Here is a 24,591-nt window from a genome sequence, read left to right as displayed (position 1 = left end):
TCTCAGAGGTAGGCGCCGTCTCAGAGGTAGGCGCCGCCTCAGAGGTACTGGTACAGGGCGATCGTCAGTCCGGTGACGGCGATCCCGATGGCACCTGCCCCCGCGATGCCGACGGCGATGCCCGTGAGCAGCCGATTCGTGGGCCGGCGCACCGCGATCAACCCCAGCACGAGGGCGACGACGTAGGCGAAGAAGCTGAGGATCCCGATGCCGTTGTCGAACGCGAGCATGAACGCGAATCCGCCATCACCGCCGTAGACGAACGGCCGGGCGACGGAGCTGAACAGGTTGACCGCGAGAGTGGCCACCGCGATCACGAACGCCGCGACCGCGAGCGGGTTGCCGGTGCGGGCCTGCGCCGGGGGTATCGCCTGGCCGGGGAACGCGGGATGCGCCGGTGCGTACGCCTGCCATCCGGGAGTGGGCGCCGGATACGCCGTCGGAGACGACGGTGGATAGGGCGTCGAGGAAGCCGTCGAGGAGGGAGGTGAGCCGTCGGGCGCGGGTGCAGGAGACGGAGGCGGCGGGGTCGAGCGCTGCGGCGTGGCCGGATACTGCGCTGCGGCCGGATACTGCGGTGCGGCGGGCAGATGCGCGGTCGGGACGGGAGGCTGCTGAGGCTCGCTCATGACGACGAGCGTAGCCGCCGCTGCGAGGATCGGCGGCAGGCGATCAGCGATAGATGTGCCCGGACTCGGCCTGGTGGCCGACGTCGCGGCCGGCGACGCGCGTCCAATCGGTGGGCGTGCGTCGGTAGCCGTCCCGGCGCAGTTCGATGATGGTGGCGACGGTGGCCCACGCAGCGAGGAGGAGGAGTGCGATGAGGAGTACCATGGCAGAAACGCTACGTTCGATGTCGAACAGCCACGAGTGGCAGAATAGACTATGAACGTCGGAAAACTGCCAACAGGAGTGAGTATGAGGACGGTCGCCTGCGTCATCCAGGACGGGTTCGCGCCCTTCGAGTTCGGCGTCGCCTGCGAGGCATTCGGCCTCGACCGCGCCGACGACGGGGTGCCGAACTTCGACTTCCGCATCGTCGCTCCCCGTGCCGGTGTCGTGACCTCGAAGATCGGCTTCTCGGTCAACGTCGAGCACGATCTGACCTTCGCCTACGACGCCGACCTCGTCGTGTTCTGTCCGCTCCCTCGGGAGAGGTGGGGCGACATCGATCCGCTCCTGCTCGACCTCGCCCGTCACGCGGTGGCACGCGACGCCTGGGTGATGAGCGTGTGCAGCGGGTCGTTCATCCTCGCCGCCGCAGGAGTGCTCGACGGTCGGCGCGCCACCACGCACTGGATGTACGCGCACGTCATGGCCGACATGTACCCGCAGATCGACATCGACCCCGACGTGCTGTTCGTGCAGGACGGCAAGATCATCACGAGCGCGGGCACGGCCGCCGGGATCGACGCGTGCCTGCACCTGCTGCGGCAGGAGGTGGGAGCGGAGCTCACCAACCGCATCGCCCGCCGCATGGTCGTGCCGCCGCAGCGCGACGGCGGGCAGGCGCAGTTCATCGATCGCCCGATCCCCGTGGTTCCCACCGACTCGCTCGCGGCCGTCGCCGACTGGGCGGTCGAGCACCTGCGTGACGACCTCGGCGTCGATCAGCTGGCGGCCAAGGCCCTGATGTCACCGCGCACCTTCGCCCGTCGGTTCAAGGCCGAGTACGGCGCGACACCCGCGGCCTGGTTGGCGCGTCAGCGCATCATCCATGCGCAGCGGATGCTGGAGCGCACCGACCTGCCGCTCGAGCACATCGCCGACGAATGCGGGTTCGGCTCGGCGGCCGTGCTGCGGCAGAACTTCGCCCGGGTGCTCGGCCTCACTCCCACGGCCTATCGCGCGCGGTTCTCCTGTGCCGAGGAGTCGGCTGTTCCCGCCGCCTGAGCGGGTATCGGCTCCTCGGCGGTCCGCTACTCGGTCCGCTACTCAGTCCAGTGGGCCGGCGAGGGGAGCGTGACGTCGTTCACCTCGACGCCGCCGGGGGTCACCGTGGCGATGCAGTACAGCAGCGACTGCGTGGGGTAGCCATGCGGACGGTTGTCGCGGATGATCGCCCGGTCATCCTCCGCGGGCAGCGCGGTCGAGGAGGCGAGCAGCGCGGTCCACTCCGTCGTCCAGTCGTCGCTGTCAGCCGTCGGTCCCAGGGCGCGGAACTCCGGCAGCCAGGCCTCGATGCGCGGGGTCGTCGCGTCGTCGAGGTCGTCATGCGCGATCATGTGCGTGCCGGGATCGATGGTCGTCTCGCGCAGCTCGACACCGTCCCACGACAGCACCCGTGCACCCTCGGGGCGCACCTCGAGCAGGTTGAAGCCGTGCATGGCCAGCGGGGCGACGGGGGAGCGGCCCCCCACCGATTCCAGCGCGAGAGCGCCACGAGAGACGGCGCGCGCATCGGGAAGGTCGCCCACGTCGGCGCGGTTCAGCAGCACGGCGAGTCGACGTTCGGCGGGGTTCGCGGCGAGCCAGGCGCCACCGGCGCGGCGATCGCGGATCCCGACCACGCCGGGGTAGTCCTCCGGCCACCAGGCTCCGAGCGAGTCCCATGCGCGTAGCGGGTCTTCATCGCGGACCGCGAGAAGACGTGCGGATCCGGCATTCTCGACATCGATCACGACCGTGCACACGGACCCCAGTCTAGGTCGGGGATGAGGTGTCGGCCCATGGCGGCGGATGCTGGGGCAGAATCGAGACGTGAACATCGTCGTCGGAGTCACGGGCGGCATCGCCGCGTACAAGACGGTGCACCTCGTGCGCCTGCTCACGAAGGGTGGGCACGACGTGACCGTGGTGCCCACCGAGGATGCGTTGCGCTTCGTGGGATTGCCCACATGGGAGGCGATCAGTCGGCACCCGGTCACCACGAGCGTGCATGATGATGTGGCGAAGGTGCGGCACGTGGCTCTCGGCCAAGCCGCCGAGCTGGTGATCGTGGCACCCGCGACCGCGAACTCCCTCGCGAAGATCACCGCGGGCCTCGCCGACGACCTGCTGGGCACCACGCTGCTCGCCACCGAGGCCCCGGTGCTGCTCGCTCCGGCGATGCACGCGGAGATGTGGCGGAATCGCGCGACACAGGCGAACATCGCCACGCTGCGTGAGCGCGGCGTCCACATCGTCGGCCCGGCCGACGGAGAGCTCGCCGGCGGTGACAGTGGACCCGGCCGCATGTCGGAGCCGGAGGACATCTTCGCCGCGGCGCAGGCGCTGCTGGCCCCCGGTGACCTCGCCGGGGTGCGGGTCGTGGTGTCGGCCGGCGGCACGCGGGAGCCGATCGACCCCGTGCGCTTCCTGGGCAACCGCTCCAGTGGTCGGCAAGGCGCGGCTCTCGCGGCCGAAGCCGCCGCGCGCGGCGCCGAGGTCATCCTGATCTCGGCCAACATCTCGAGCGATGTGCTCGCCGAGGTGCGGCATCCGTCGATCCGCATCGTGCCGGTCGGCGCGGCGGCGGAGCTCTCCGCGGCGATGAAGCGGGAATCCGCCGACGCCGATGTGGTCGTCATGGCCGCGGCGGTCGCGGACTACCGCCCGGTCGAGGTGTCGGAACGCAAGCTCACCAAGGAGGGCGGCGGGATACCGGCCATCGAGCTGGTCGAGAACGAGGACATCGTCGCGGCTCTCGCCTCGTCACGCCGACCGGGGCAGCTCGTCGTCGGTTTCGCCGCGGAGACCCCGGAGGACGAAGCCGAACTGCTCGCCCGCGCGCGCGGCAAGCAGCAGCGCAAGGGCGTCGACCTGCTGGTGGTGAACGAGGTCGGCTGGGAGCGCGGGTTCGAGTCCGCCGAGAACGCGGTGCACATCCTCGAGCCGGGTGGTGTCGACGCCGGGGTGGCATCTGGGTCCAAGCGCGCCGTCGCGGCGGCGATCTGGGATGCCGTCCGGCGCGAGCGCTGAGCGCAGGATCGGCGACGGCGGGCGGGGGAACGGACTGGAGGAGAATCTCGGCGAGTGCTAAACTTGAGTCAACACAACTCAACTTTGATCCCGCCTCCCGATCCGGCAGGCGGGAGACGACCAGAAGGAGCATCTCCAAGGAGGAGCGCATGACCACCCCGCAGACCGGCAACCAGAACCAAGAGCAGCAGTCCGCCCTCGAGCAGTTCGGCATCAACCTGACCGACCGCGCCCGCGAGGGCAAGCTCGACCCCGTGATCGGACGAGACAGCGAGATCCGTCGCGTCAGTCAGGTGCTCACCCGCCGCACGAAGAACAACCCCGTGCTGATCGGTGAGCCGGGCGTCGGCAAGACCGCCGTCGTCGAAGGACTCGCCCAGCGCATCGTCGCGGGCGATGTCGCCGAGTCCCTCAAGGACAAGGAGCTGGTCACCCTCGACATCTCCGCCCTCGTGGCCGGCGCCATGTACCGCGGGCAGTTCGAGGAGCGGCTGAAGCAGGTGCTCAAGGAGATCACCGAGTCCGACGGACAGGTCATCACGTTCATCGACGAGCTGCACGTGCTGATGGGTGCCGGCGGTGGCGAGGGGTCGGTCGCGGCCTCCAACATGCTCAAGCCCATGCTGGCCCGCGGTGAGCTGCGCCTGATCGGCGCGACCACTCTCAACGAGTATCGCGAGTTCATCGAGAAGGACGCCGCACTCGAGCGCCGCTTCCAGCAGGTCTACGTCGGAGAGCCCTCGGTCGAGGACACGATCGCGATCCTCCGTGGACTCAAGGGTCGCTACGAGGCCCACCACGGGGTCACGATCTCCGACAGCGCCCTCGTCGCCGCCGCCGCGCTCTCGAGCCGCTATCTTCCCGCGCGCCAGCTTCCGGACAAGGCGATCGACCTGATCGACGAGTCGATGTCGCGGCTGAAGATGGAGATCGACTCGTCTCCGGTCGAGATCGATCAGCTCAAGCGCCAGGTCGACCGCATGAAGCTCGAAGAGCTCGCGCTCAAGCGGGAGAAGGACGCCGCCTCCAAGGAGCGTCTGAGTGCCCTGCGCGAGCAACTCGTCGGCATGGAGAAGCAGCTCGCCGAGCTCGAGGCCCGGTGGGCGCGCGAGCGGCAGGGGCTGAACCGGGTCGGTGAGCTGAAGAAGCAGCTCGACGACGCGATCACCCAGCGTGACCTCGCCATGCGCAACGCCGACTACACGAAGGCCTCGAAGCTGGAGTACGAGACCATCAAGCGTCTGGAGCGCGACATCGCCGAGGCCGAGCAGGCCGAGGCCGCGACGCCGGCGGAACCCCGCATGGTCAACGAACAGGTCACCGACGAGGACATCGCCGCCGTGATCGCCGCGTGGACGGGTATCCCTGTCGGGCGTCTGCTGCAGGGCGAGAGCGAGAAGCTGCTGCACCTGGAGCAGGAGCTCGGCAAGCGCCTGATCGGTCAGAAGGACGCCGTGAAGGCCGTATCGGATGCCGTGCGCCGTTCGCGTGCGGGTATCAGCGACCCCGGTCGGCCGACCGGATCGTTCCTGTTCCTCGGCCCCACCGGTGTCGGAAAGACCGAGCTGGCCAAGGCGCTGGCCGAGTTCCTCTTCGACGACGAGCACGCCATGGTGCGCATCGACATGTCGGAGTACGGCGAGAAGCACTCGGTCTCGCGACTCGTCGGTGCCCCTCCCGGATACATCGGATACGAGCAGGGTGGTCAGCTGACCGAGGCTGTGCGACGCCGCCCGTACAGCGTGATCCTGCTCGACGAGGTCGAGAAGGCCCACCCCGAGGTGTTCGACGTGCTGCTGCAGGTGCTCGACGACGGTCGCCTGACCGACGGTCAGGGGCGCACGGTCGACTTCTCGAATGTGATCCTGATCCTCACGTCGAACCTGGGATCGCCGATCCTCATCGACCCGGTGCTCGCACCCGATGAGAAGCGCGATCAGGTCATGGCCCTCGTGCGGCAGGCATTCCGTCCGGAATTCCTGAACCGACTCGACGACATCGTGATGTTCTCGGCCCTGAGCGAGGACGACCTCGCCCAGATCGTGGAGCTCTCGGTCGACCAGCTGCACGACCGGCTGCGCGACCGTCGCCTCACACTCGCCGTCACCCCCGATGCGCGGGCCTGGCTCGCCGAGCGCGGGTACGACCCCATGTTCGGTGCGCGACCGCTGCGCCGCCTCATCCAGAGCGAGGTGCAGAACAAGCTCGCCACCGCGCTGCTCTCGGGCAACGTGCACGACGGCGACACCGTGCGGGTCGACGTGGCCGCCGACGGGGCGGGCCTCGTGCTCACCTCGACGACGCCCGACCCCGAGCCGGAGGAAGACGACGTGATCGAGGCCGAACTGCTCGAGGACTGAGCTGCTCGAGGACTGAGCTGCTCAAGGGCTGAGCTGAGACGCACAGCAGAGGGGCTCGTGGATGATCCACGAGCCCCTCTGCCCGTCTGATGCGCCCTGCTTCAGGGATGCGGGCGAGACGCTGCCGCGAGCGCCCGACCGGTGAGGGAGTCGTCGTCGCCCGAGATCTCTGCCGGAGTGCCGGTGAAGATCAGCTGACCGCCATCGGAACCGGCACCCGGACCGATGTCGACGACGTGGTCGGCGCGGGCGACCACGCGCAGATTGTGCTCGACCACGACCAGCGTCGCCCCCTCGTCGAGCAGATCGTCGAAGAGGGCGTTGACGGTGTCGACGTCGGTCGGATGCAGTCCTGAGGTCGGCTCGTCGAGGATGATGCGGTCGGCGCGATCGCGTTGCGGTTCGCTGAGGTGCCGGGCCAGCAGCAGCCGTTGCTTCTCGCCGCCGGAGAGGGTGTCGAGCGAGCGTCCGACCGGGATGTAGCTCAGGCCGGTGCGCTGCACCCAGTCCAGCGCGTCGACCACGTCCGGGTGGTCGGAGAAGAGCGCGCTGACGTCGGCCGGCGTCGACGCCAGCACGTCGGCGATCGAGGAGCCGTCGACCTGCACGCCGAGCGCGGTCTCATTGAAACGCAGCCCTCCGCAGGCATCGCACGGGAGGGAGACGTCGTCGAGGAATGCGAGCTCGGTCGTGATGTGTCCACGGCCGCGGCAGGTAGGGCACGCCCCACGGGAGTTGAAGCTGAACCAGGAGGCATCGAGCCCTGAGGAGCGTGCGAACACCTCGCGCACCGTGTCGGCGATACGCAGCATGCTCAGCGTCGTCGACCGCGCTCCGCCCCGCAGTGGGTCCTGCCCGACGACCGTGAACTCCGGGTGCTGGCGCGGCAGCTCGGCGGTCGCAAAGGAGCTCTTGCCCGACCCCGCGACCCCTGTGACGGCGGTGAGCACGCCGAGCGGGATGTCGACGTCGAACCCGCGGAGGTTGTGCGCGCGCGCATTCCGCACGGTGACGCGGCCCGAGGGAGTCCGCGTCGTCGCACGGATCGTCAGCGGCTCGGCGAGCACACGCCCCGTGAGGGTATCGGCGGCGCGGAGCGCTGCGGGGGTGCCCTCGAACTGCACGATGCCGCCGGCGGAGCCCGCCCCCGGCCCGAGGTCGACGACGTGATCGGCGACCGCGATCACCTGCGGATGATGCTCGACGACGAGGATGGTGTTGCCGGCGTCGCGCAGTCGCTGCAGCAGGGCGACCAGCCGCTGGATGTCGGCGGGGTGCAATCCGGTGCTGGGCTCGTCGAACACGTAGGTGACGTCGGTGAGAGCGCTGCCGAGGTGTCGCACGATCTTGACGCGCTGAGCCTCACCGCCGGACAACGTGGCCGATTCGCGGTCGAGCGTGAGGTAGCCGAGGCCCACCGAGAGCAGGGCATCGAGCACGTGGCGGACACCGTCGACGGCCGGGGCGACGCGGGGATCGTCGAACTCGCCGAGCAGGGCATGCAGGTCGGACACGGGCATGCGCATCCAGTCCACGATCGAGCGTCCGTCGATCAGGCTCTCCCGCGCTGCCGCGTTCACCCGCGCACCGTGGCAGTCCGGGCATGTGTGATGTGTCACGAGCCGGTCGAGCTCCTCGCGCACCGAGGCCGACATCTTCACCGGGCGCTGCTTCAGGAACACATCGCGCATGCGCGTGATCACCCCATCGAACCGGGCGCTCTGCGGGAACCGCGGATCGGGGTCGTCGAGCTTGAGCTTGTCGGCGTAGAGGAACTGGTCCATCTCCTCGGCCGTGTAGTCCTTGAGCGGCTTCTGGCGGTCGAACAGTCCGCAGTACGCGAAGCGCTTCCACCGGTACACCCCGGGGCGGAACAGGCTGAACCGGACCGGTCCCTCGTCGATGTTCTTCTCGGGGTCGATAAGCGCGTCGATGTCGATGTCGTACACCGTGCCGAGGCCTTCGCAGGTCGGGCACATGCCGGACGGGTCGTTGAACGAGTAGGCGGGGGAGTAGCCGGCGGAGGGCTCGCCGACGCGTGAGAAGACCAGGCGCACCAGCGATGCCAGGTCGGTCGCGGTCGCCACGGTCGAGCGCGCGTTGCCCGTGAACCGGCGCTGGTCGATCAGGACCGTGAAGGTCAGCCCGTCCATGGCCTGCACGTCGGGTGCGGGCATCTGCGGCAGCCGGGCACGGATGAAGGTCGAATAGGAGTCGTTGACGAGTCGCTGCGCCTCGGCGGCGATCGTGTCGAGCACGAGGGACGACTTGCCCGAACCCGAGACGCCGGTGAAGACGGTCAGCAGCTTCTTGGGAACGTCGACGGAGACGTCGCGGAGATTGTTCGTCCGCGCGCCGGTGATGCGGAGGAGGTCCATCCGCACACGCTAACGGGGCCCCCGGACAATCCGGAGGCCCCGTCGGTGCAGAGGTGTCGAGAGCGCGGAGGTCAGGCGCTGAGGATGACCGTCTCGGCGATCGGGCGACGTACGCGCGGAGCGACCTCGCGCTCCTGCAGCACCTCGGGCAGAGCCTCGATGTCGCCGAACTCGCCGACGGCGAAGACCGTGAAGGGCACGAAGCGCTCCTCGAGGTCGGCGAACTCGCGGACGACCTCGGGATCGAAGCCACTCATCTGGTGCACGACCAGGCCGTCGTGGTGTGCCTGCACCGAGAAGTGCGCGACCGCCTGGCCGAGGTCGTAGAGGGCATGCGTGATCGGGGTGCCGTCGGCCGTGGTCGTCTCGGCGATCGCGACGACGAGAACGGCCGCGTTGCCCGCCCAGGCCTGGTTGAAGCCCATCAGGGCGTCGACGACCTGCGCGTGCAGCGCGGTGCCGCGACGGGCGACGATGAAGCGCCAGGGCTGCGTGTTGTTGGCGGACGGCGTCCAGCGGGCGGCCTCGAGAGCGGTGGCGAGCTTGGCCTCGTCGATCGAGCTCTGCGCGTCGAAGGCGCGGGGGCTCCAGCGGCCGGCGAGGACGTCGAGGACGGGGTGCTCGGTCGGTGCGGTGCGGTCGATGACGGGAGTGCTCACAGAGGTGCCTTTCGGAAGGAGGGGATCGGACTCCTTCGTCCGGGTACACGGGTGCCAACAGATGCATGTGCATGCATATTCCCGGGGATTCCTCCGTGTCGGCGCCGGACGGCGTCCGGTCGGACAGGGAGGTCGTGCATTCAGACCGGGAGATTGTGCGACGCCGCGTCGGCCAGCGCACTGCGCACCGCGCGGATCGAGGGGGCATCGGCCGACACCCGCCGTGCCGAGGAGAAGATCTCGCGCCGCGGTTCGTGGGGGAGGGGTGCCAGATCGACGGTCGGGGTGTCGCCCGCCCAGACGAGCTCCGGCAGCAATCCGACCGCGAGCCCGGCATGGATCAGCCGCACGTGCGCGGTGAGGTCGGCGATCTCGAAGCGCACGTCGGGCTCGAACCCCGCGGTGCGGCAGAGCTGCTCGGCCCAGGCGCGGGAGGCGGTGCCGGCGGGTTCGAGCACCCAGGGCTCCTCGCGCGTCGACCAGAGCTCGGCGAGCGCATCCGCATGCCGTGGTGCTCCGGGCCGTCGGGCGAGCGCGATCGCATCGTGCGCGAGCATCACCCGGTCGAGGTCGGCGTGGATCGGTCGGGTGTGCCCCGGGTACTGCTCGGCGAGGATCAGGTCGAAGTCGCGGCTGGACACCCCGACCAGCCCGGTCTCCGGATCGCACTCGGTGACCTCGACGCGCAGGGCCGGATGTCGGTCCTTGAGAGCCTCGAGAGCCCGCGGGAGCAGGGAGTGCGCCGTCGACTGGAACACCGCGATGCCCACGGTCCCGGTCACCTCGGTGAGCGATTCGGCCACGGCGACCTCGGCGTGCTCGAGCTGATCGAGGATGCCGATGGCCTCCGCGACGAGCACGTTCCCCTGGGGCGTGAACTGCACTCCACGCCCCACGCGTCGCAGCAGCGGCACACCCACATCCCGCTCCAGGGCGCTCAGCTGCTGCGACACCGAGGCCTTGCTGTACGAGAGGGCGTCGGCCACTGCCGACAGCGTTCCGCGGCGCGAGAGCTCCACGAGCATCCGCAGTCTGTTGACGTCCAGCACAGTGGTCCCTTGCTCTGCGGATATTGTTCAGCTTGAATGAACAGAATCCACGCAAATCGGTTGATAGACGGAGCCTACCGAGCGGCAGGACAATGAACCAGCCCGCACACGAAAACCCGGTGTGCGCTCTCTTGGAAGGTCCCACCGATGCCTGTCGCCGCCGACACCACCACTCCCCGCACCGAAGACGTCGCCGCCCTGGTGAAGCGCTGGCTCGTCGAGAGCGAGACCCACCCCGTCGAGCCCGCCGCCCAGCGCCTGTCCGAGGTACTCAAGGACCCGAACGGACTCGCGTTCACGGTCGGCTTCGTCGACGGCGTGATGCGTCCGGAAGACCTGCGCGTCGCCGGCCGCAAGCTCGCCGAGCTGAGCGACATCACCCCGTCGCTGCTGCCCGGCTACCTGCGCGCCGCGATCAAGACGGGCGGCTTCTGGGCGCCGAAGCTCCCCGGCGTGGTCGTGCCGATCTCGCGTCGCGTGCTGCGCGCCATGGTCGGGCACCTCGTGCTCGACGCCACGCCCTCCAAGCTCGGCCCCGCGATCGCGAAGCTGCGCAAGAGTGGCAACCGGCTCAACCTCAACCTGCTCGGCGAGGCCGTGCTCGGCGAGCGCGAAGCGGGACACCGCTTGCAGGGCACCCGCGACTTCCTCGCCCGCGACGACGTCGACTACGTGTCGATCAAGGTCTCCAGCGTCGTGAGCCAGCTGTCGATGTGGTCGTTCGACGAGGCCGTGGCCGATGTCGTCGGGAAGCTGACCCCGCTCTACGAGCTCGCCGCGAAGGCCGAGGCGAAGGGCAAGGCCAAGTTCATCAACCTCGACATGGAGGAGTACCGCGACCTCGACCTGACGATCGCGGCCTTCACGAGCATCCTCGACCAGCCGGGGCTCGAGAACCTCGAAGCCGGCATCGTGCTGCAGGCTTACCTGCCCGACGCCCTCGGTGCCATGCAGCACCTGCAGGAGTGGGCCGCCGCCCGCCGTGCCAAGGGCGGAGCGCCGATCAAGGTGCGCGTCGTCAAGGGCGCGAACCTGGCGATGGAAGAGGTCGACGCGGCGATCCACGGCTGGCCGCTCGCCACCTACGGCACCAAGCAGGACTCCGACACCAACTACAAGCGGGTGCTCGACTGGGCCATGACCCCGGAGCGACTGGACGCCGTGCGCATCGGCATCGCCGGCCACAACCTGTTCGACATCGCCTACACCTGGCTGCTCGCCCAGGCGCGTGGGGTCGCCGACCCGTCCGGCGCCGATCCGCTCGTCGAGTACGAGATGCTGCTGGGCATGGCGACCGGGCAGGCCGAGGCCGTCCGCAAGGACGTCGGCCGCCTGCTGCTGTACACGCCGGTCGTGAACCCGGCCGAGTTCGACGTCGCGATCGCGTACCTGGTGCGCCGCCTCGAAGAGAACGCCAGCCCCGAGAACTTCATGTCGGCCGTGTTCGAGCTGGCCTCGAACCCGACGCTGCTCACCCGCGAGCGGGAGCGCTTCGAGCGCTCGCTGGCCGCGCTCGCGACCGATGAGGCGGGATTCGTCCCCGGTCCCCACCGCGTGCAGGACCGTACGGTTCTGGATTCCGACGCCGAGGCGCCCTCCGGAACCACCACCGGCTTCGAGAACCAGGCCGACACCGATCCGGCCATCGCCGCGAACCGCGCATGGGGCCGCGAGATCCTGAGCCGCTCGGTGGGCTCGACGCTCGGCCTCGACACCATCGCGATCGCCAAGGTCGAGACGGATGCCGAGCTCGACGGCATCTTCTCCGCAGCGACCGCCGCCGCCGAGAAGTGGGCAGCGCTCCCTGCCGCTGATCGCGCTGCCGTGCTGCATCGCGCGGGAGACGAGCTCGCCGCGCGCCGTGGTCAGCTCATCGAGATCATGGCCCACGAGGCGGGCAAGACCATCGCCGAGGCCGACCCCGAGATCAGCGAGGCCATCGACTTCGCGCACTACTACGCCGAGCGCGCGAAAGACCTCGAGACCGTGTCGGGTGCCGACTTCGTGCCGTCGAAGGTCACCGTGGTCACGCCGCCGTGGAACTTCCCCGTCGCCATCCCCGCGGGTGGGGTGCTCGCGGGTCTGGCCTCGGGTTCGGCCGTCATCATCAAACCCGCGAAGCTCACGCAGCGCTGCGGCGCGGTGATGGTCGAGGCGCTGTGGGCCGCCGGTGTGCCGCGCGACCTGCTCGCGCTCGTCGACCTCGCTTCGCGCGACCTCGGTACGCGCCTCGTGGCCGGTCCTGCGGTGGATCGCGTGATCCTCACGGGGGCGTACGAGACCGCGCAGCTGTTCCGCTCGTTCCGCGCCGACCTGCCGCTGCTCGCCGAGACCAGCGGCAAGAACGCGATCATCGTGACGCCCTCGGCAGACCTCGACCTGGCGGCCGCCGACGTGGCTCGCAGCGCGTTCGGCCACGCGGGGCAGAAGTGCTCCGCAGCGTCGCTGGCGATCCTCGTCGGATCCGTCGCCGACTCGAAGCGATTCGAGCGTCAGCTGGTGGATGCCGTGACCTCGATGCGCGTCGGCCTGCCCGATGACCCCGCCACCCAGATGGGCCCGATCATCGAGCCGGCGAACGGCAAGCTGCTCACCGCGCTCACGAAGCTCGAGAAGGGCGAGCGCTGGCTGGTCGAGCCGCGCAAGCTCGACGACGAGGGAAAGCAGTGGACGCCCGGTGTGAAGACCGGCGTGCGCGAGGGCTCGTACTTCCACCTCACCGAGTTCTTCGGGCCGGTGCTCGGCATCATGCACGCGAAGGACCTGGACGAGGCGCTGCGCCTGCAGAACGCTGTCGACTACGGCCTGACCGCCGGCATCCACTCGCTCGACTCCGACGAGGTCGCCACCTGGCTCGACCGTGTCGAGGCGGGCAACCTGTACGTGAACCGCGGCATCACCGGCGCGATCGTGCAGCGTCAGCCGTTCGGTGGCTGGAAGCGCTCGGCCGTCGGAGCGGGCGCCAAGGCGGGAGGCCCGAACTACCTCTTCGGTCTCGGCGAGTGGACCCCGGCCGAGCTTCCGGCCGCCGCCCCGAGCGCGGCCGTCGTGCCCGCGGTCGGCGCACTGCTGGACGCGACGGCCTCCGAGGTCGACACGGCCGAGGCCGAGTGGCTGCACCGCGCCGCCGCATCCGACGAGCGCGCCTGGGTCGACGAGTTCGGCGCGGTGAGCGACAAGTCCGGGCTCGGGGTCGAGCGCAACCTCTTCCGCTACCGTCCGGTCGCGGTCGACGTGCGCATCGGCGAGAGCGCGCCGCTGGTCGACGGTGTCCGCGTGCTCGCGGCCGCCCTGCGCAGCGGCAGCCCGTTCACGGTGTCGGCACCGGCCCTGCCCGCACGCATCGAGAAGGCGCTGCGTGCGCACGGTGTGACCGTGAAGCACGAGTCGGACGCGGCGTGGACCAAGCGCTACGCCAAGGCGGCGAACTCGTGGCACCGCGTACGGCTGGTCGGCGGCGACGCCGCGGCCCTGCATGAGGCGCTCGACGGAAGCCCCGATGTGGCGGTCTGGTCGCACGCCGTGACCGGTGCCGGCCGAGTGGAGATGCTGCCGTTCCTGCACGAGCAGGCCGTATCGATCACGAACCACCGCTTCGGCAACCCGACCACCCTCGCCGACGGCGTGATCTGACCCGGGCTCGCTCCCGGAAGCGAAAACGGAGACGATCGATGCGGCCGTCCGCGTGTCATGTGCCGACACGCGGACGACGAGCATGATCGTCTCCGTTTTCGCACCCTTGCGCGGGCGGGCGGGTTGCTGGGTACGCAGCCTCAGCCGCGCAGCGCCTCGGCGAGCTTGACCCGGGAGCCCATGCGCAGCAGCGAGTTCTCGTAGATCTTGGCGCCGATGACGATGGCCGCGACGCAGCTGAGGAGCAGGATCACCAGGCTCAGCAGCGGCTCCCACCACTGGGCCTCGCCGACGAACAGGCGCATCGGCATGCCGACAGGCGCCGAGAACGGCACGTACGACATGATCGTCAGCACCAGCGGGTTGTCGTTGAAGACGATGACCAGGATGTACGGGGCCATGATCAGCATCGTGATCGGGGTGGTCGTCGAACCGATGTCCTCCTGGCGGGAGACCATCGAGGCCGCAGCCGCGAACATCGCCGCCAGCAGGATGAAGCCGAACAGGAAGAACACCGCGAACCAGATGATCGGCGCCCCGAGGGTCGTGAGCACCTCGCGCTGACCTGTGACGATCAACCCGATCGTGGCCACGGCCGCCAGGGCGAGGATCTGCCCCATCGCCAGCACCGTGTTGCCGATCACCTTGCCCGCGAGCAGTGTGCGCGCCGGGATGGCCGACAGCAGCACCTCGACCACGCGGGTCTGCTTCTCCTCGACGACGCTCTGTGCGATCGTGCCGCCGAACGTCGCTGCTGCCATCATGAACACCAGACCGAAGGCGATCGCGATGAAGTACCGCAGCAGCGGGTTGGTGGTCGCCGGTTCCAGGATCAGTTCCTCGGGAGTGATCGACAGGGCCGAGACGAGCGAGCCCGGCGCCTCCTGCAGCGCGACGATCGTGTAGCCCGAGGGGCCATCGCCCGGCAGCACCGCAGCGTCGACCTTGTCGTCGCGCACGAGCTGTTCGGCTGCAGCCTGGTCGGCGACCGTGGTGACCTCGACGTTCGGGATGGCGGAGACGGCGGAGGCGGTCTCCGCGGTCGCTGCGACCGGCATCGCATCGGTGTTCTTGCTCGCGAAACCACCGAGGATGATACCGGCGAGCGCGAGCACCAGCAGGATGCCGGTCGAGATCAGGAACGCCTTGCTGCGCAGCTTCGAGCCGATCTCGCGCTCGGCGACGAGCCAGATGCCGTTCGAGGCGCGGACAGGGGTGGGGGCGCTCACTGGATGACCTCCTTGAAGATCTGGGCGAGGGACGGATGCTTGGGGGCGAAGCTGGCGACGTCGCCACGCTGCACGGCCGACTGCAGCACGCGCTGCGCCGTTTCGGGGCCGTCCGCGTCGAACAGCGCGTACCCGCCCTCGAAGTCGACGACCGTGACACCGGGCTCGGTGCGCAGCCATCCGGCGTCGCCGGCCGAGACGAGCTCGTACCGGTCGCGGGCGTGCTCGGCGCGCAGCGTGTCTCGGGAACCGGCCGCGCGGATCGTGCCGCCGGCGAGGATGACGAGGTCGTCGCACAGGCGCTCGACCACGTCGAGCTGGTGGGAGGAGAACAAGATGGATGCGCCCTTGGCGGCACTGGCCTGCAGGACTCCCGCGACCACGTCGACCGCGAGCGGGTCGAGGCCCGAGAACGGCTCGTCGAGGATGAGAACCTCGGGGTCGTGCACGAGCGACGCGGCGATCTGCGCGCGCTGCTGGTTGCCGAGCGAGAGCGACTCGATGGTGTCGTTCAGCCGCTCGCCGAGCCCGAGCTCCGTGAGCAGGGCGGTCGCGCGCTCCGTGGCCTCCTGCTTGCCGAAGCCGTGCAGGCGGGCGAGGTAGACGATCTGCTCGAGCACCTTCATCTTCGGGTAGAGGCCGCGCTCCTCGGGCATGTAGCCGAAGCGGCGGCGGTCGGCGGTCGTCAGCGGAGCGCCATCCAGGTCGACACGGCCGCCGTCCGACGACAGCAGCCCCAGCACGATCCGCATGGTGGTGGTCTTGCCGGCGCCGTTGCCGCCGACGAAGCCCGTCAGCCGCCCCGGGGCGACCGAGAAGGACACGTCATCGAGCACGCGCCGAGAGCCGTAGCTCTTGGTGATGCCGGAGAGTTCGAGCATTCCTGTGGTCATGCCTTCACGCTACGGAGCGCGCCCGTCTCCGGCATCCCCCGCACGGCGGACTCTGCAGGATCACCCGTGCGGGGGAGAGTGCACGGGATCTCGCCGAGTGCACGGGATCTCGCCGAGTGCACGGGATGGAGACGCGGACAAGTCGTGCACTCGACGAGGAGCGGTGCACTCGCGGTGAGGGGTGGGGAGGAGTATCAGGGGCGGGGGGTGTGGAGCACCGTGCGGACGAGGAGTCCGGCGAGGAGGGCCCAGAACGCGGCGCTGACCCCGAGCACGGCGATCCCGGATGCGGCCACCAGGAAGGTCACCACGGCGGGGATCCGTTCGCCCGGTTCGTCGATCGCCTGCTGCACCGACGAGCCGAACGCGGCGAACAGCGCCAGACCGGCGACGGCCGGGATCACGGCCGTCGGCGCGAGCACCACCAGAGCGGCGAAGGTGGCCGAGAAGACCGCGAGGACGAGGTATGACGCCCCGGTCGAGACCCCGGCGACCCACCGCCTCTTCGGGTCGGGGTCGGCGTCCGGCGAGGCGGCGAGTGCGGCGCTGATGGCGGCGAGGTTGATGGCGTGCCCGCCCGCCGTCGCTCCCAGTGCCGTGCCGACCCCGGTGACCAGCATGGCGGGACGCCACGGCACTTCGTATCCGAAGCTGCGCATGATCGCGACGCCCGGCACGTTCTGCGACGCCATCGTCACGATGAACAGCGGCAGTGCGAGGCCGACCAGCGCGCCGACCGTGAACGTGGGTGCAGTGAACTCGAGGCGCGGGAGCAGCAGCGCGGGGTCGAAGGTCGCATGCTCCATCGTCAGCGAGACCGCGACCACGACGGCGGCGGCGACGAAGGCCAGTGGCACCGCCCAGCGCGGTGCGAGGCGTGCGAACAGCAGCCACGTGAGCACGACCGGCACCACGCCCCAGGGGTTCGCGACGATCCCGGTGATCGGGGCCAGGCACAGGGGCAGCAGCACGCCGGCGAGCATCGCCTGCGCGATCGACGGAGGGATGCGGGCGATCAGCGCGCCGAGGGCCGGCCACAGCGCGCTGAGCAGGATGAGTGCGGCGGTCACCAGGAACGCGCCGACCGCTGCCGGCCATCCACCCTCGACGGTGCCCGTGGCGACGAGCAGGGCGGCTCCCGGAGTCGACCAGGCGACCGTGATCGGCATGCGATACCGCCATGCGAGCACCACGCAGGCCAGACCCATCGTGAGGCTGGCCGCGAGAAGCCCGCTCGCCGCCTGCGCCGCGTTCGCCCCGACCGCGTCGAGCCCGGTCAGCACCACCGCGAACGAGCTGGTGAATCCGACGAGTGCCGTCACCACCCCCGCCAGGATCGGGCGGGACAGGGGTGCGGCTTCGGGCATGGCTCCGAGGGTATCGCGGAGACGGAGGGGCGCCGCGGATCAGGGGGTGCCGCGCTAGGCGAGACCCATGCGGTGCGCGAGCACGACCGCCTGCACGCGATCGCGGGCGCCCAGCTTCTGGAGGATGCGCGAGACGTGTGTCTTCACAGTGGCCTCGCCGATGAACAGGGCCTGCGCGATCTCGGCGTTGCTCCGGGCATCGGCGAGCAGCGTCAGCACTTCGGCCTCGCGCTCGGTGAGGGGCTCGGCGAGTGTGACGTTCGACACGCCGCTGTTCGTGGTCGCGGCCGCCGCCGGAGCAGGCGTCGCGGCGAAACGTGCCAGCACGCGGCGGGTCACCTCAGGGGCGAGCATGCCGTCACCGGCGGCGAGCGCCCGGACGGCCGAGATCAGATCCTCCGCGCCGGCGTTCTTGAGCAGGAATCCACCGGCCCCGGCATCCAGAGCACGGTACAGGTAGTCGTCGCGATCGAAGGTCGTCACGATCGCGATGGCCGCGTCGACCTCCGGGTCGGCGACGATACGTCCGGTCGCCTCGATACCGTCCATGTCGGGCATCTGCACGTCCATCATGATGACGTCGGGATGGAGGGCAGATGCCTTGGCGACGGCCTCAGCACCCGATGATGCCTCGCCGACCACGGTGATGTCGGGCTGGGTGTCGAGGATCGTGCGGAAGCCGGCGCGCAGCAGGGCATGGTCGTCGACGAGCAGGACACGGATCGGATCGTTCATCGGTTCCTGCTCGATTCGCTCGCGACGGGAAAGGGCACGCGGGCGCGCACGCGCAGGCCGCCGAACGGCCGGGGGATCACCTCGAGCGTGCCTCCGGAGGCCGCGGCGCGTTCCCGCATCCCGAGCTGGCCGAGCCCGGGCCGAAGCTGGGCGACCGGGCGCCCCGTGTTCACGATCTCGATCTCGACGCCGTCGTCGTCGTAGCGCACGCGCACGTCGGCTGTCGCGTCGGGGCCGGCGTGACGGCGGGCGTTCGTGAGGGACTCCTGCGCTATGCGGTACAGGTTCACGGCGACGAGCGAAGGGACGGGCGCGGGGTCGCCGATGACCGTGTACGCGGTCGGCAGTCCCGCCTCGGTCGAGGCGTCGACGAGTTCGGCGATGTCGTCGAGGACGAGGGTGGAGGCGGCATCGGTGGTCTCCCCGCCGGGGGCCCGCAGAGTCTCGAGCAGCTGGCGCAGCTCGTGGATGGCGTCGCGTGCCGATCCCTCGATCCCGGTGAGGATGCGCGCGGACTCCGCGGGATCCCGTTCCAGCACCAGGCGGGCGGCTCCCGCCTGCACGCCCATGACCGACACGTGGTGGGCGACGACGTCGTGCAGCTCGCGCGCGATGCGCACCCGGTCGAGGGCGACGGCCTGAGCAGCGGTGACCTCCCGCTCGCGCTCCAGCTCGGCCGTGCGCTGCTCGAGAACCGCCAGTTGGCTGGCCGCAGCCCAGGAGCGCTCGCCGAAGTAGTACGCCCCACCGAAGTAGAGCACGTTCAGCAGCAGCTGGATGAGCATGAAGGCGACGTACGGCGACATGGCCCCGGCGATCACATCCGCCTTGTCGGCTTCGTTGATCGCATCGCGGTACATCGTGATCAGCAGCCACACGAACATGCTCACGATGATCCCGACGCGCACGATGATCGCGCGCCGGCGGTTGTTCATCCAGGCGCCTGCCGTGTAGATGGCGATGAACATCGCGATGTTGCCGACATAGATCTCAGGGATCCGGATCGTCACCGCGGTGAAGTAGGCGGCGACCACGATGACGGCGACCGTGCCGGGCCAGCGGCGGCGGACGGCCAGGGGAGCAGTGACGACCGCCGCGTACACGAGGGCCGTCCACAGCGGCGCCTGCTCATCGCCGTACATCTCGGCGATCGAGGAGAGTGCAGCGCTCAACACGGCCCCGACGAACATGACGGCGGCGAGCAGGATGTCGCTGCGCCGCTCGCGCTCAGTCGGCGTGCGGAGGAACGGGGCTGCGGGCATCCCTCCACCGTAGGGCGGGGCTCGTTCGGGGCGCATCCCCCGCGTGGGGGATCGTCGCGCTACTTGCTATTGACAAGCGTGGTTGTTTTTTGCAAGCTAGTCCGAAAGGGCTCACCGACCGATGGGCTCGCATCTCCGGAGGAGTCATCATGACCAAGGTGTTCGTCAACCTGCCCACCAGCGACCTCGACCGTGCCAAGGCGTTCTACACCGCGCTCGGCTGCGAGATCAGCCCCCAGTTCACCGATGAGAACGCCGCATGCATCGTGTGGAGTGAGGACATCTACTTCATGGTGCTCAAGCGCGAGTTCTTCGCCACGTTCACCGACAAGCCGATCGCCGACCCGAATGAGGTCGTGCAGGTCTCCGTGGCCTTCAGTCAGGACTCGCGTGACGAGGTCGACGCGATTCTCGAGAAGGGTCTGGCCGCCGGCGGCACCGAGCCCAAGCCCGTGCAGGACTACGGCTTCATGTACTCGCGCGACCTCGACGACCCGGACGGCAACTCGCTCGGCTTCCTGTACATGACGCCCGAGACCGTCGAGAACGGCCCGGACCACGTGGGCGACACCGCCGCGTCGGTCTGACATGGCGGCGCGCAGCTACGGCCAGTACTGCGGCGTGACGACGGCCGTCGAGCTGATCGGCGAGCGCTGGGCGCTGCTCATCGTCCGCGATCTGCTCGTGGGGCCGCGTCGGTACACCGACCTCAAGCAGGGCCTGCCGCGCATCCCCACCAACATCCTGTCCACCCGGTTGAAGGAGTTGCAGGAGGGTGGGGTCGTGCGACGGGTGCCGCTGCTGAACTGCGGCCTGGTGTACGAGCTCACCCCCTACGGCCGCTCATTCGAGCCGATCATGCTCGCGCTCGGACGCTGGGGTTTCCAGGCGATGGGGGATCCCGCAGAGGGTGACGTCGTCACGCCCGACTCGCTCACGATGGCCTTGCGCACGGCGTTCCAGGCGGAATCCGCCGTGGATGCCGAGTACGAGCTGCATGTCGGCGACGTCGCCCTCCGTGCATCCGTGCACGACGGCGAGCTCCGCGTCGCGCAGATCACGCCGCCGGCGCCGCCGGTCGGCGGACGTCTTCCCGACGGCGCTCCGGACGCGGTGATCGTCGCCGGGCCCGGCATCCGTCGCCTCATCGGCGGCGATGTCACCCCGGCGGAGGCCCTCGCGCAGGACATCGTCGCGGTCGTCCGGGGCGACGAATCGCTGCTGGACTCGTTCGCCGACACCTTCCGCATCGCACGACTGACAATAGGGAGTACGACATGAACAGCCAGTATCCCGATGAACAACAGGCATCCGGCCGCATCCTGATCGATCTCTTCACCTCTCTCGACGGCGTCGCCCAGGGCCCCGGCGGCACCGACGAGGACACCTCCGGCGGCTTCCTCTTCAGCGGCTGGCAGGCCGGGTATCCCTCCTCCGGGGTCGGTCCCGAGATCGAGAAAGGCATGCGCGGGCTCGACGCGCTGCTGCTCGGGCGCCGCACCTACGACATCTTCGCCTCGTACTGGCCGGAGCACACCGAGGGGGAGTCGGGCGCCATCGGCACGCTCTTCAACCGGGTGCCGAAGTACGTGGCGACGCGGAATGCCGAACTCGCACTCGACTGGGAGGGCAGCACGCGCGTCGGTGCCGATCTGGCTGCCGAGGTGGCCTCGATGCGGGCGGCCCACCGCGAGGTGCATGTGATCGGCAGCATCGATTTCGTGCACACCCTGCTCGCGGAAGGGCTGTTCGACGAGCTCAACCTCTGGGTCTATCCGCTGCTGCTGGGCGCGGGCAAGAAGGTGTTCGACGACGACGCGATGCCGAGCGTGCTGCGGTTGCTGGATCCGCCGATCACCGACGAGGCGGGTGTGACCCTGCTCCGGTACGGGCGCACCGATCGGGTGCCGGAGGTCGGGACGTTCGAGTGATCACGAGGGGGTAACTCCCGTGTATCGACTATTCCCTTCCTATGTGCTGATCCTCTAGGTTCGAGAGGAAAGCTGCCGGCGATCGGCGGATGAATCGAGACTGTACGCGACGGTGGGATCACCGAGCGAACGGACTCCCTCGCAAGGTGAGAAGAATGACGCGACGACGCGGGATGCTGCGGGCTGTGCTGGGCGGAATGGCGGCGATCGCGATCGCCCTGGGAGGTGCGACAGCCGTCGTGGCGGCGGAAGATCCCGCGCCAACGGGTTCGATGTCCGGGACGGTGACGGCCGACGTCGGAGGAGCGGCGCTGGCGGGCATCCAGGTCTCCGCACAGCGAGATGGCGCGCTCGGCCGGTCCGACGCCGTCACTGATGCGACTGGCGGATATACGCTCACCGGCCTGGCCGACGGCACCTACCTGGTCCGCTTCTCTGCGCCGGACCGCAGCTTCGCCACGGAGTACTGGAACAACGCCAGCGACTCACTCGGCGCGCAGCGCGTCACGGTGACGAACGGGTCTGCGGCGACGGGCATCGACGCCGCGCTCGCCCCCGCGCCCTCGGCGTCTATCACCGGAACGGTCACCCGCGAGGACGACGGGACACCGGTTTCGGGCATCGCCGTCTCGGTGACCGGCCCCGGCACGGCCTGGGCATCGGGCTTCACCGATGCGTCCGGCACTTACACTCTCAACGCCCTCCCCGCCGGCTCGTACATCGTGAGGTTCCAGCCGGAGGGAACCGATCTGAAGCGCGAGTATTGGCAGAACGCCTTCGACTACTCCCAGGCGACCCCTGTCGTCCTCGCCGAGGGAGAAGCTGTCTCCGGCATCGATGCCTCCCTCGTGGCCGGGGGCGCGATCGCCGGCGTCGTCACGCGCGCCGATGACGGCGCGCCTCTCGCAAACGTCACGGTGAACGCGCTCGATGCGAACGGAGAGATCGTCGCCTTCGCGCGCACCAACCCTGCCGGCGCGTACGTTGTCGGCGGACTTCCTGCCGGTTCGTATCGCGTGCAGTTCGGCGCGCCCGCTCCCGGACTCGTCACGGAGTACTGGGAGAACGCGTACAGCTTCAACGCTGCGAAGGTCGTCGCCGTCGGTGAACTGCAGACGACCGCCGGGGTGAACGCGGCTCTTGACTCGGTCGGGTACATCAGCGGTTCGGTGACCAAGAGCGCAGACGGCTCTCGTGCACTCACCGCTATCACCGTCACCGATGTGGAGGACAGCAGTCACGCATACTTCCTCGGCGTCGCGAACGACGGCACCTATCAGGTGGCCGTCGCGCCTGGCACCTATCGCGTGCACTTCGCGCCGTATGAGCCCGGTCTGCGAGCCGAGTACTGGGCCGACGCCTACACGGCGGGGACCGCGAACCCTGTCACGGTGACGTCCGGTGCGAACGTCGTCGGAATCGACGCGGAACTCGACGCGGCTGCCCTCGTGACCGGCACGGTCTCTCTCGACAGCAGTGAGGGGAGAGAGGTCATCGTCGAGGCCTGGTCCGGAAACGAGATCGTCGGCACGACCTTCGCTGATCTTCAGACCGGCGCGTATTCGCTCGCCCTTCCTGAAGGGTCGTTCATCCTGAAGGCCTCGGCCAACTTCTACAACGACAGCACAACGACCGCGCAGCCTCAGTTCTACGACGGCGTCGCCACGGCGGCGCAGGCGACTCCCGTCGTCGTGACCGTGGGCGCTCCCGTGTCGGGGATCGACTTCACCCTCGTCGCGGTCGCGAATCCTGAGCCGCAGCCGGGGCCCGCCCTCGCGCTCGGCGCAGGATCGATCCGCGCCGGGAATGACATCACCATCTCGGGCACGGGGTTCACGCCGGGAGCGACGATCGCATTCGAGCTGCACTCCGACCCGATCGCGCTCGGGACGCTGACTGCCGACGCGGACGGTGCACTTCAGGGCACGTTGCGTATTCCTGCGAACGTACCGGCCGGTGCGCACACCTTGGTGGCGCTGTCAGGCACGACGGTGATCTCCCGCACGGCGCTGACCGTCACCGCGGCAGCGGGGACGGGTGGTCAGGCCGGAGGAGCCGCGGCGGCACCGGGCGCAGGGCTGGCCACCACCGGTCTCGAGGCTCCGATCGCGATCGTGGTGATCGGCGTCGTCCTGGCCATGATGGGTGGGCTGCTCGTGCGGCGTCGCCGCGTCGAGAGCTGAGACTCAGCCCTGCAAGCGCTCGATCACCTGCGCCACACCGTCTTCGTCGTTGGATGCCGTCGTCTCGTCGGCGGCATCCTGCACGACGGGTTCGGCGTTTATGCAAATTTAAGAAGACGATAGGCTTAAAGCCTTGAAGAATGGTAATTCGCTCCCCGGGGATGACTACTATTCGGCTGGCGCTCCGGGGGCCTGATAATCCGCGCTTTGTGCATGATCTGAAGACGATGGCAAACTGGGGCTCGGCCTCGAACACCGATCGATCCTTGGCGATCGTGGGGTCATACTCTGTGTCTTCGAAGGTCACGTACACCTCTTCGAACTCTGCAATGGTTGTATACGAAGTTCGGAACGACATGAGTTTGGGCTCATTGGTTAGCATTACGCCTGTGATACGCGAAATTGGAGACAGCCTGGCCGGGGATAGCGGGCCATTCTCGACAGTCCATCAAACGTTCACCTGGCATTAGGAGTACGCATGGTAGACAAAGGGCGATATCCAGCTTGCGCCTCTGCTCTGGTCGTGGGGATGTTGTTGTGCCTGACGGGCTGTGCCGGTGGTGGGTATTATGACGACAACTTCAATGGTGAGGATGCGGTCGGAGTGTGGGTGTCGCAGGATACCCCTTCCGCGGTTACCCTCACGCTTACGGAGGATGGGGAGTATGACGCGACGGGCTGGCCGGCGACTCTCATATGCAATAACCAGACGACGGAACAGACTCGAGACAGCGAATTGCTTTGGCGGAAGACTGTTGACTATTCCGGCGAATGGGACATGAGTTTCAAAGGCGTCAGATTTGTGTCTTCTGCGCCCGAGTGCCCATCAAACTGGAGGGCGGATGCCTGGATGGTTGCCGACGGGGCGACCAACCTACGAATCAACCTTGCACCGCAGAGCATCGACGACGCGACCGACGAACAGTTCATCTATTTCGTGAAGGAATAGCAATCGAGGCGGTCGCGGTACGCCAGCCCCGGCACGCGGTTCGTTCTCGGTCGGCGCGCAGCA

At 68.9% G+C, this 24,591-nt stretch carries 20 protein-coding genes; 9 read left to right on the top strand and 11 right to left on the bottom strand.

Going from position 1 to position 24,591, the window contains the following annotated elements:
• Positions 1-38: 38 nt before the first annotated feature.
• Together MST3598_RS18435 and MST3598_RS18575 are read right to left on the bottom strand one after the other, a co-directional pair.
• Positions 39-629: a hypothetical protein gene (locus MST3598_RS18435; protein ID WP_029259323.1), complete on the bottom strand. Its 591-nt coding sequence runs from the start codon at positions 627-629 to the stop codon at positions 39-41.
• Between the two features lie 43 nt (positions 630-672).
• Positions 673-834, bottom strand: a complete 162-nt coding sequence (locus tag MST3598_RS18575; protein ID WP_168436354.1) for a hypothetical protein — start codon at positions 832-834, stop codon at positions 673-675.
• Positions 835-918: 84 nt separating this feature from the next.
• On the opposite strand from MST3598_RS18575, the gene MST3598_RS16335 reads away from it, so the two are divergent.
• The gene (locus tag MST3598_RS16335; RefSeq protein WP_029259322.1) at positions 919-1,893 is read left to right on the top strand and encodes a GlxA family transcriptional regulator; all 975 of its coding nucleotides are present in this window, start codon (positions 919-921) and stop codon (positions 1,891-1,893) included.
• A 38-nt stretch (positions 1,894-1,931) separates the two neighbouring features.
• Here MST3598_RS16335 and MST3598_RS16330 read toward each other — a convergent pair whose 3' ends face one another.
• Positions 1,932-2,633 carry an NRDE family protein gene (locus MST3598_RS16330; RefSeq protein WP_029259321.1) on the bottom strand — a complete coding sequence of 234 codons (702 nt, stop codon included), beginning with the start codon at positions 2,631-2,633 and terminating at the stop codon, positions 1,932-1,934.
• A 67-nt stretch (positions 2,634-2,700) separates the two neighbouring features.
• Here MST3598_RS16330 and coaBC point away from each other — a divergent pair, with 67 nt between their 5' ends.
• Complete coding sequence (gene coaBC, locus MST3598_RS16325; RefSeq protein WP_029259320.1) at positions 2,701-3,900, top strand: bifunctional phosphopantothenoylcysteine decarboxylase/phosphopantothenate--cysteine ligase CoaBC; 1,200 nt, start codon at positions 2,701-2,703, stop codon at positions 3,898-3,900.
• A gap of 149 nt (positions 3,901-4,049) precedes the next feature.
• The gene (locus MST3598_RS16320) at positions 4,050-6,260 is read left to right on the top strand and encodes an ATP-dependent Clp protease ATP-binding subunit (protein ID WP_021201732.1); all 2,211 of its coding nucleotides are present in this window, start codon (positions 4,050-4,052) and stop codon (positions 6,258-6,260) included.
• Positions 6,261-6,361: 101 nt separating this feature from the next.
• Here the strand turns inward: MST3598_RS16320 and MST3598_RS16315 are convergent, their stop codons facing one another.
• From MST3598_RS16315 to MST3598_RS16305, 3 genes are all read right to left on the bottom strand, one after another.
• Positions 6,362-8,638, bottom strand: a complete 2,277-nt coding sequence (locus MST3598_RS16315; RefSeq protein ID WP_172889159.1) for an ATP-binding cassette domain-containing protein — start codon at positions 8,636-8,638, stop codon at positions 6,362-6,364.
• A gap of 71 nt (positions 8,639-8,709) precedes the next feature.
• Entirely contained in the window at positions 8,710-9,297 is a 588-nt protein-coding gene (locus tag MST3598_RS16310) for a nitroreductase family protein (protein ID WP_096359650.1), read from the bottom strand.
• A gap of 140 nt (positions 9,298-9,437) precedes the next feature.
• Positions 9,438-10,346 (bottom strand): LysR family transcriptional regulator, encoded by a 909-nt coding sequence (locus MST3598_RS16305; protein WP_021201735.1) that lies wholly within the window; start codon positions 10,344-10,346, stop codon positions 9,438-9,440.
• 147 nt (positions 10,347-10,493) lie between these two features.
• Between MST3598_RS16305 and MST3598_RS16300 the strand changes: the two genes are divergently transcribed.
• Positions 10,494-13,979 carry a proline dehydrogenase family protein gene (locus tag MST3598_RS16300; RefSeq protein ID WP_029259316.1) on the top strand — a complete coding sequence of 1,162 codons (3,486 nt, stop codon included), beginning with the start codon at positions 10,494-10,496 and terminating at the stop codon, positions 13,977-13,979.
• Between the two features lie 140 nt (positions 13,980-14,119).
• Here MST3598_RS16300 and MST3598_RS16295 read toward each other — a convergent pair whose 3' ends face one another.
• The 5 genes from MST3598_RS16295 to MST3598_RS16275 all read right to left on the bottom strand — a co-directional run bounded on the left by MST3598_RS16295 (position 14,120) and on the right by MST3598_RS16275 (position 19,465).
• Positions 14,120-15,208 (bottom strand): ABC transporter permease, encoded by a 1,089-nt coding sequence (locus MST3598_RS16295; protein ID WP_029259315.1) that lies wholly within the window; start codon positions 15,206-15,208, stop codon positions 14,120-14,122.
• Positions 15,205-16,089: an ABC transporter ATP-binding protein gene (locus tag MST3598_RS16290; RefSeq protein WP_029259314.1), complete on the bottom strand. Its 885-nt coding sequence runs from the start codon at positions 16,087-16,089 to the stop codon at positions 15,205-15,207. Before MST3598_RS16290 ends, MST3598_RS16295 begins: the two co-directional genes overlap by 4 nt.
• 206 nt (positions 16,090-16,295) lie before the next feature.
• Positions 16,296-17,468: a benzoate/H(+) symporter BenE family transporter gene (locus MST3598_RS16285; RefSeq protein WP_096359648.1), complete on the bottom strand. Its 1,173-nt coding sequence runs from the start codon at positions 17,466-17,468 to the stop codon at positions 16,296-16,298.
• A gap of 54 nt (positions 17,469-17,522) precedes the next feature.
• Positions 17,523-18,203, bottom strand: coding sequence for a response regulator (locus tag MST3598_RS16280; RefSeq protein WP_029259312.1), 681 nt, complete (start codon positions 18,201-18,203; stop codon positions 17,523-17,525).
• Positions 18,200-19,465: a sensor histidine kinase gene (locus MST3598_RS16275; protein ID WP_021198208.1), complete on the bottom strand. Its 1,266-nt coding sequence runs from the start codon at positions 19,463-19,465 to the stop codon at positions 18,200-18,202. Before MST3598_RS16275 ends, MST3598_RS16280 begins: the two co-directional genes overlap by 4 nt.
• Positions 19,466-19,614: 149 nt before the next feature.
• On the opposite strand from MST3598_RS16275, the gene MST3598_RS16270 reads away from it, so the two are divergent.
• From MST3598_RS16270 to MST3598_RS16250, 5 genes are all read left to right on the top strand, one after another.
• Positions 19,615-20,052 (top strand): VOC family protein, encoded by a 438-nt coding sequence (locus tag MST3598_RS16270; RefSeq protein ID WP_029259311.1) that lies wholly within the window; start codon positions 19,615-19,617, stop codon positions 20,050-20,052.
• Position 20,053: 1 nt separating this feature from the next.
• Complete coding sequence (locus MST3598_RS16265; protein WP_029259310.1) at positions 20,054-20,746, top strand: winged helix-turn-helix transcriptional regulator; 693 nt, start codon at positions 20,054-20,056, stop codon at positions 20,744-20,746.
• Positions 20,743-21,396 (top strand): dihydrofolate reductase family protein, encoded by a 654-nt coding sequence (locus tag MST3598_RS16260; RefSeq protein WP_029259309.1) that lies wholly within the window; start codon positions 20,743-20,745, stop codon positions 21,394-21,396. Before MST3598_RS16265 ends, MST3598_RS16260 begins: the two co-directional genes overlap by 4 nt.
• A gap of 155 nt (positions 21,397-21,551) precedes the next feature.
• Positions 21,552-23,579, top strand: a complete 2,028-nt coding sequence (locus MST3598_RS16255) for an MSCRAMM family protein (protein ID WP_168436353.1) — start codon at positions 21,552-21,554, stop codon at positions 23,577-23,579.
• 478 nt (positions 23,580-24,057) lie between these two features.
• The gene (locus tag MST3598_RS16250) at positions 24,058-24,528 is read left to right on the top strand and encodes a hypothetical protein (protein WP_136053557.1); all 471 of its coding nucleotides are present in this window, start codon (positions 24,058-24,060) and stop codon (positions 24,526-24,528) included.
• Positions 24,529-24,591: the final 63 nt, after the last annotated feature.

This window comes from Microbacterium sp. TPU 3598 (genome assembly GCF_002356155.1).
Classification (GTDB): Bacteria; Actinomycetota; Actinomycetes; order Actinomycetales; family Microbacteriaceae; genus Microbacterium; species Microbacterium maritypicum_A.
The sequence above is the reverse complement of the archived record's forward strand: the minus strand, read 5'-3'. Positions and strand labels throughout refer to the sequence as shown.

Excerpts from the sequence above, each read along its gene's own strand:
- MST3598_RS16300 (WP_029259316.1), top strand. The coding sequence starts at position 10,494 with ATGCCTGTCGCCGCCGACACCACCACTCCCCGCACCGAAGACGTCGCC.
- MST3598_RS16335 (WP_029259322.1), top strand. The coding sequence starts at position 919 with ATGAGGACGGTCGCCTGCGTCATCCAGGACGGGTTCGCGCCCTTCGAG.
- MST3598_RS18575 (WP_168436354.1), bottom strand. The coding sequence starts at position 834 with ATGGTACTCCTCATCGCACTCCTCCTCCTCGCTGCGTGGGCCACCGTC.
- MST3598_RS16250 (WP_136053557.1), top strand. The coding sequence starts at position 24,058 with ATGGTAGACAAAGGGCGATATCCAGCTTGCGCCTCTGCTCTGGTCGTG.
- MST3598_RS16320 (WP_021201732.1), top strand. The coding sequence starts at position 4,050 with ATGACCACCCCGCAGACCGGCAACCAGAACCAAGAGCAGCAGTCCGCC.
- MST3598_RS18435 (WP_029259323.1), bottom strand. The coding sequence starts at position 629 with ATGAGCGAGCCTCAGCAGCCTCCCGTCCCGACCGCGCATCTGCCCGCC.
- MST3598_RS16275 (WP_021198208.1), bottom strand. The coding sequence starts at position 19,465 with ATGCCCGCAGCCCCGTTCCTCCGCACGCCGACTGAGCGCGAGCGGCGC.
- MST3598_RS16290 (WP_029259314.1), bottom strand. The coding sequence starts at position 16,089 with ATGCTCGAACTCTCCGGCATCACCAAGAGCTACGGCTCTCGGCGCGTG.
- MST3598_RS16270 (WP_029259311.1), top strand. The coding sequence starts at position 19,615 with ATGACCAAGGTGTTCGTCAACCTGCCCACCAGCGACCTCGACCGTGCC.
- MST3598_RS16285 (WP_096359648.1), bottom strand. The coding sequence starts at position 17,468 with ATGCCCGAAGCCGCACCCCTGTCCCGCCCGATCCTGGCGGGGGTGGTG.
- MST3598_RS16260 (WP_029259309.1), top strand. The coding sequence starts at position 20,743 with ATGAACAGCCAGTATCCCGATGAACAACAGGCATCCGGCCGCATCCTG.
- MST3598_RS16315 (WP_172889159.1), bottom strand. The coding sequence starts at position 8,638 with ATGGACCTCCTCCGCATCACCGGCGCGCGGACGAACAATCTCCGCGAC.
- MST3598_RS16265 (WP_029259310.1), top strand. The coding sequence starts at position 20,054 with ATGGCGGCGCGCAGCTACGGCCAGTACTGCGGCGTGACGACGGCCGTC.
- MST3598_RS16280 (WP_029259312.1), bottom strand. The coding sequence starts at position 18,203 with ATGAACGATCCGATCCGTGTCCTGCTCGTCGACGACCATGCCCTGCTG.
- MST3598_RS16255 (WP_168436353.1), top strand. The coding sequence starts at position 21,552 with ATGACGCGACGACGCGGGATGCTGCGGGCTGTGCTGGGCGGAATGGCG.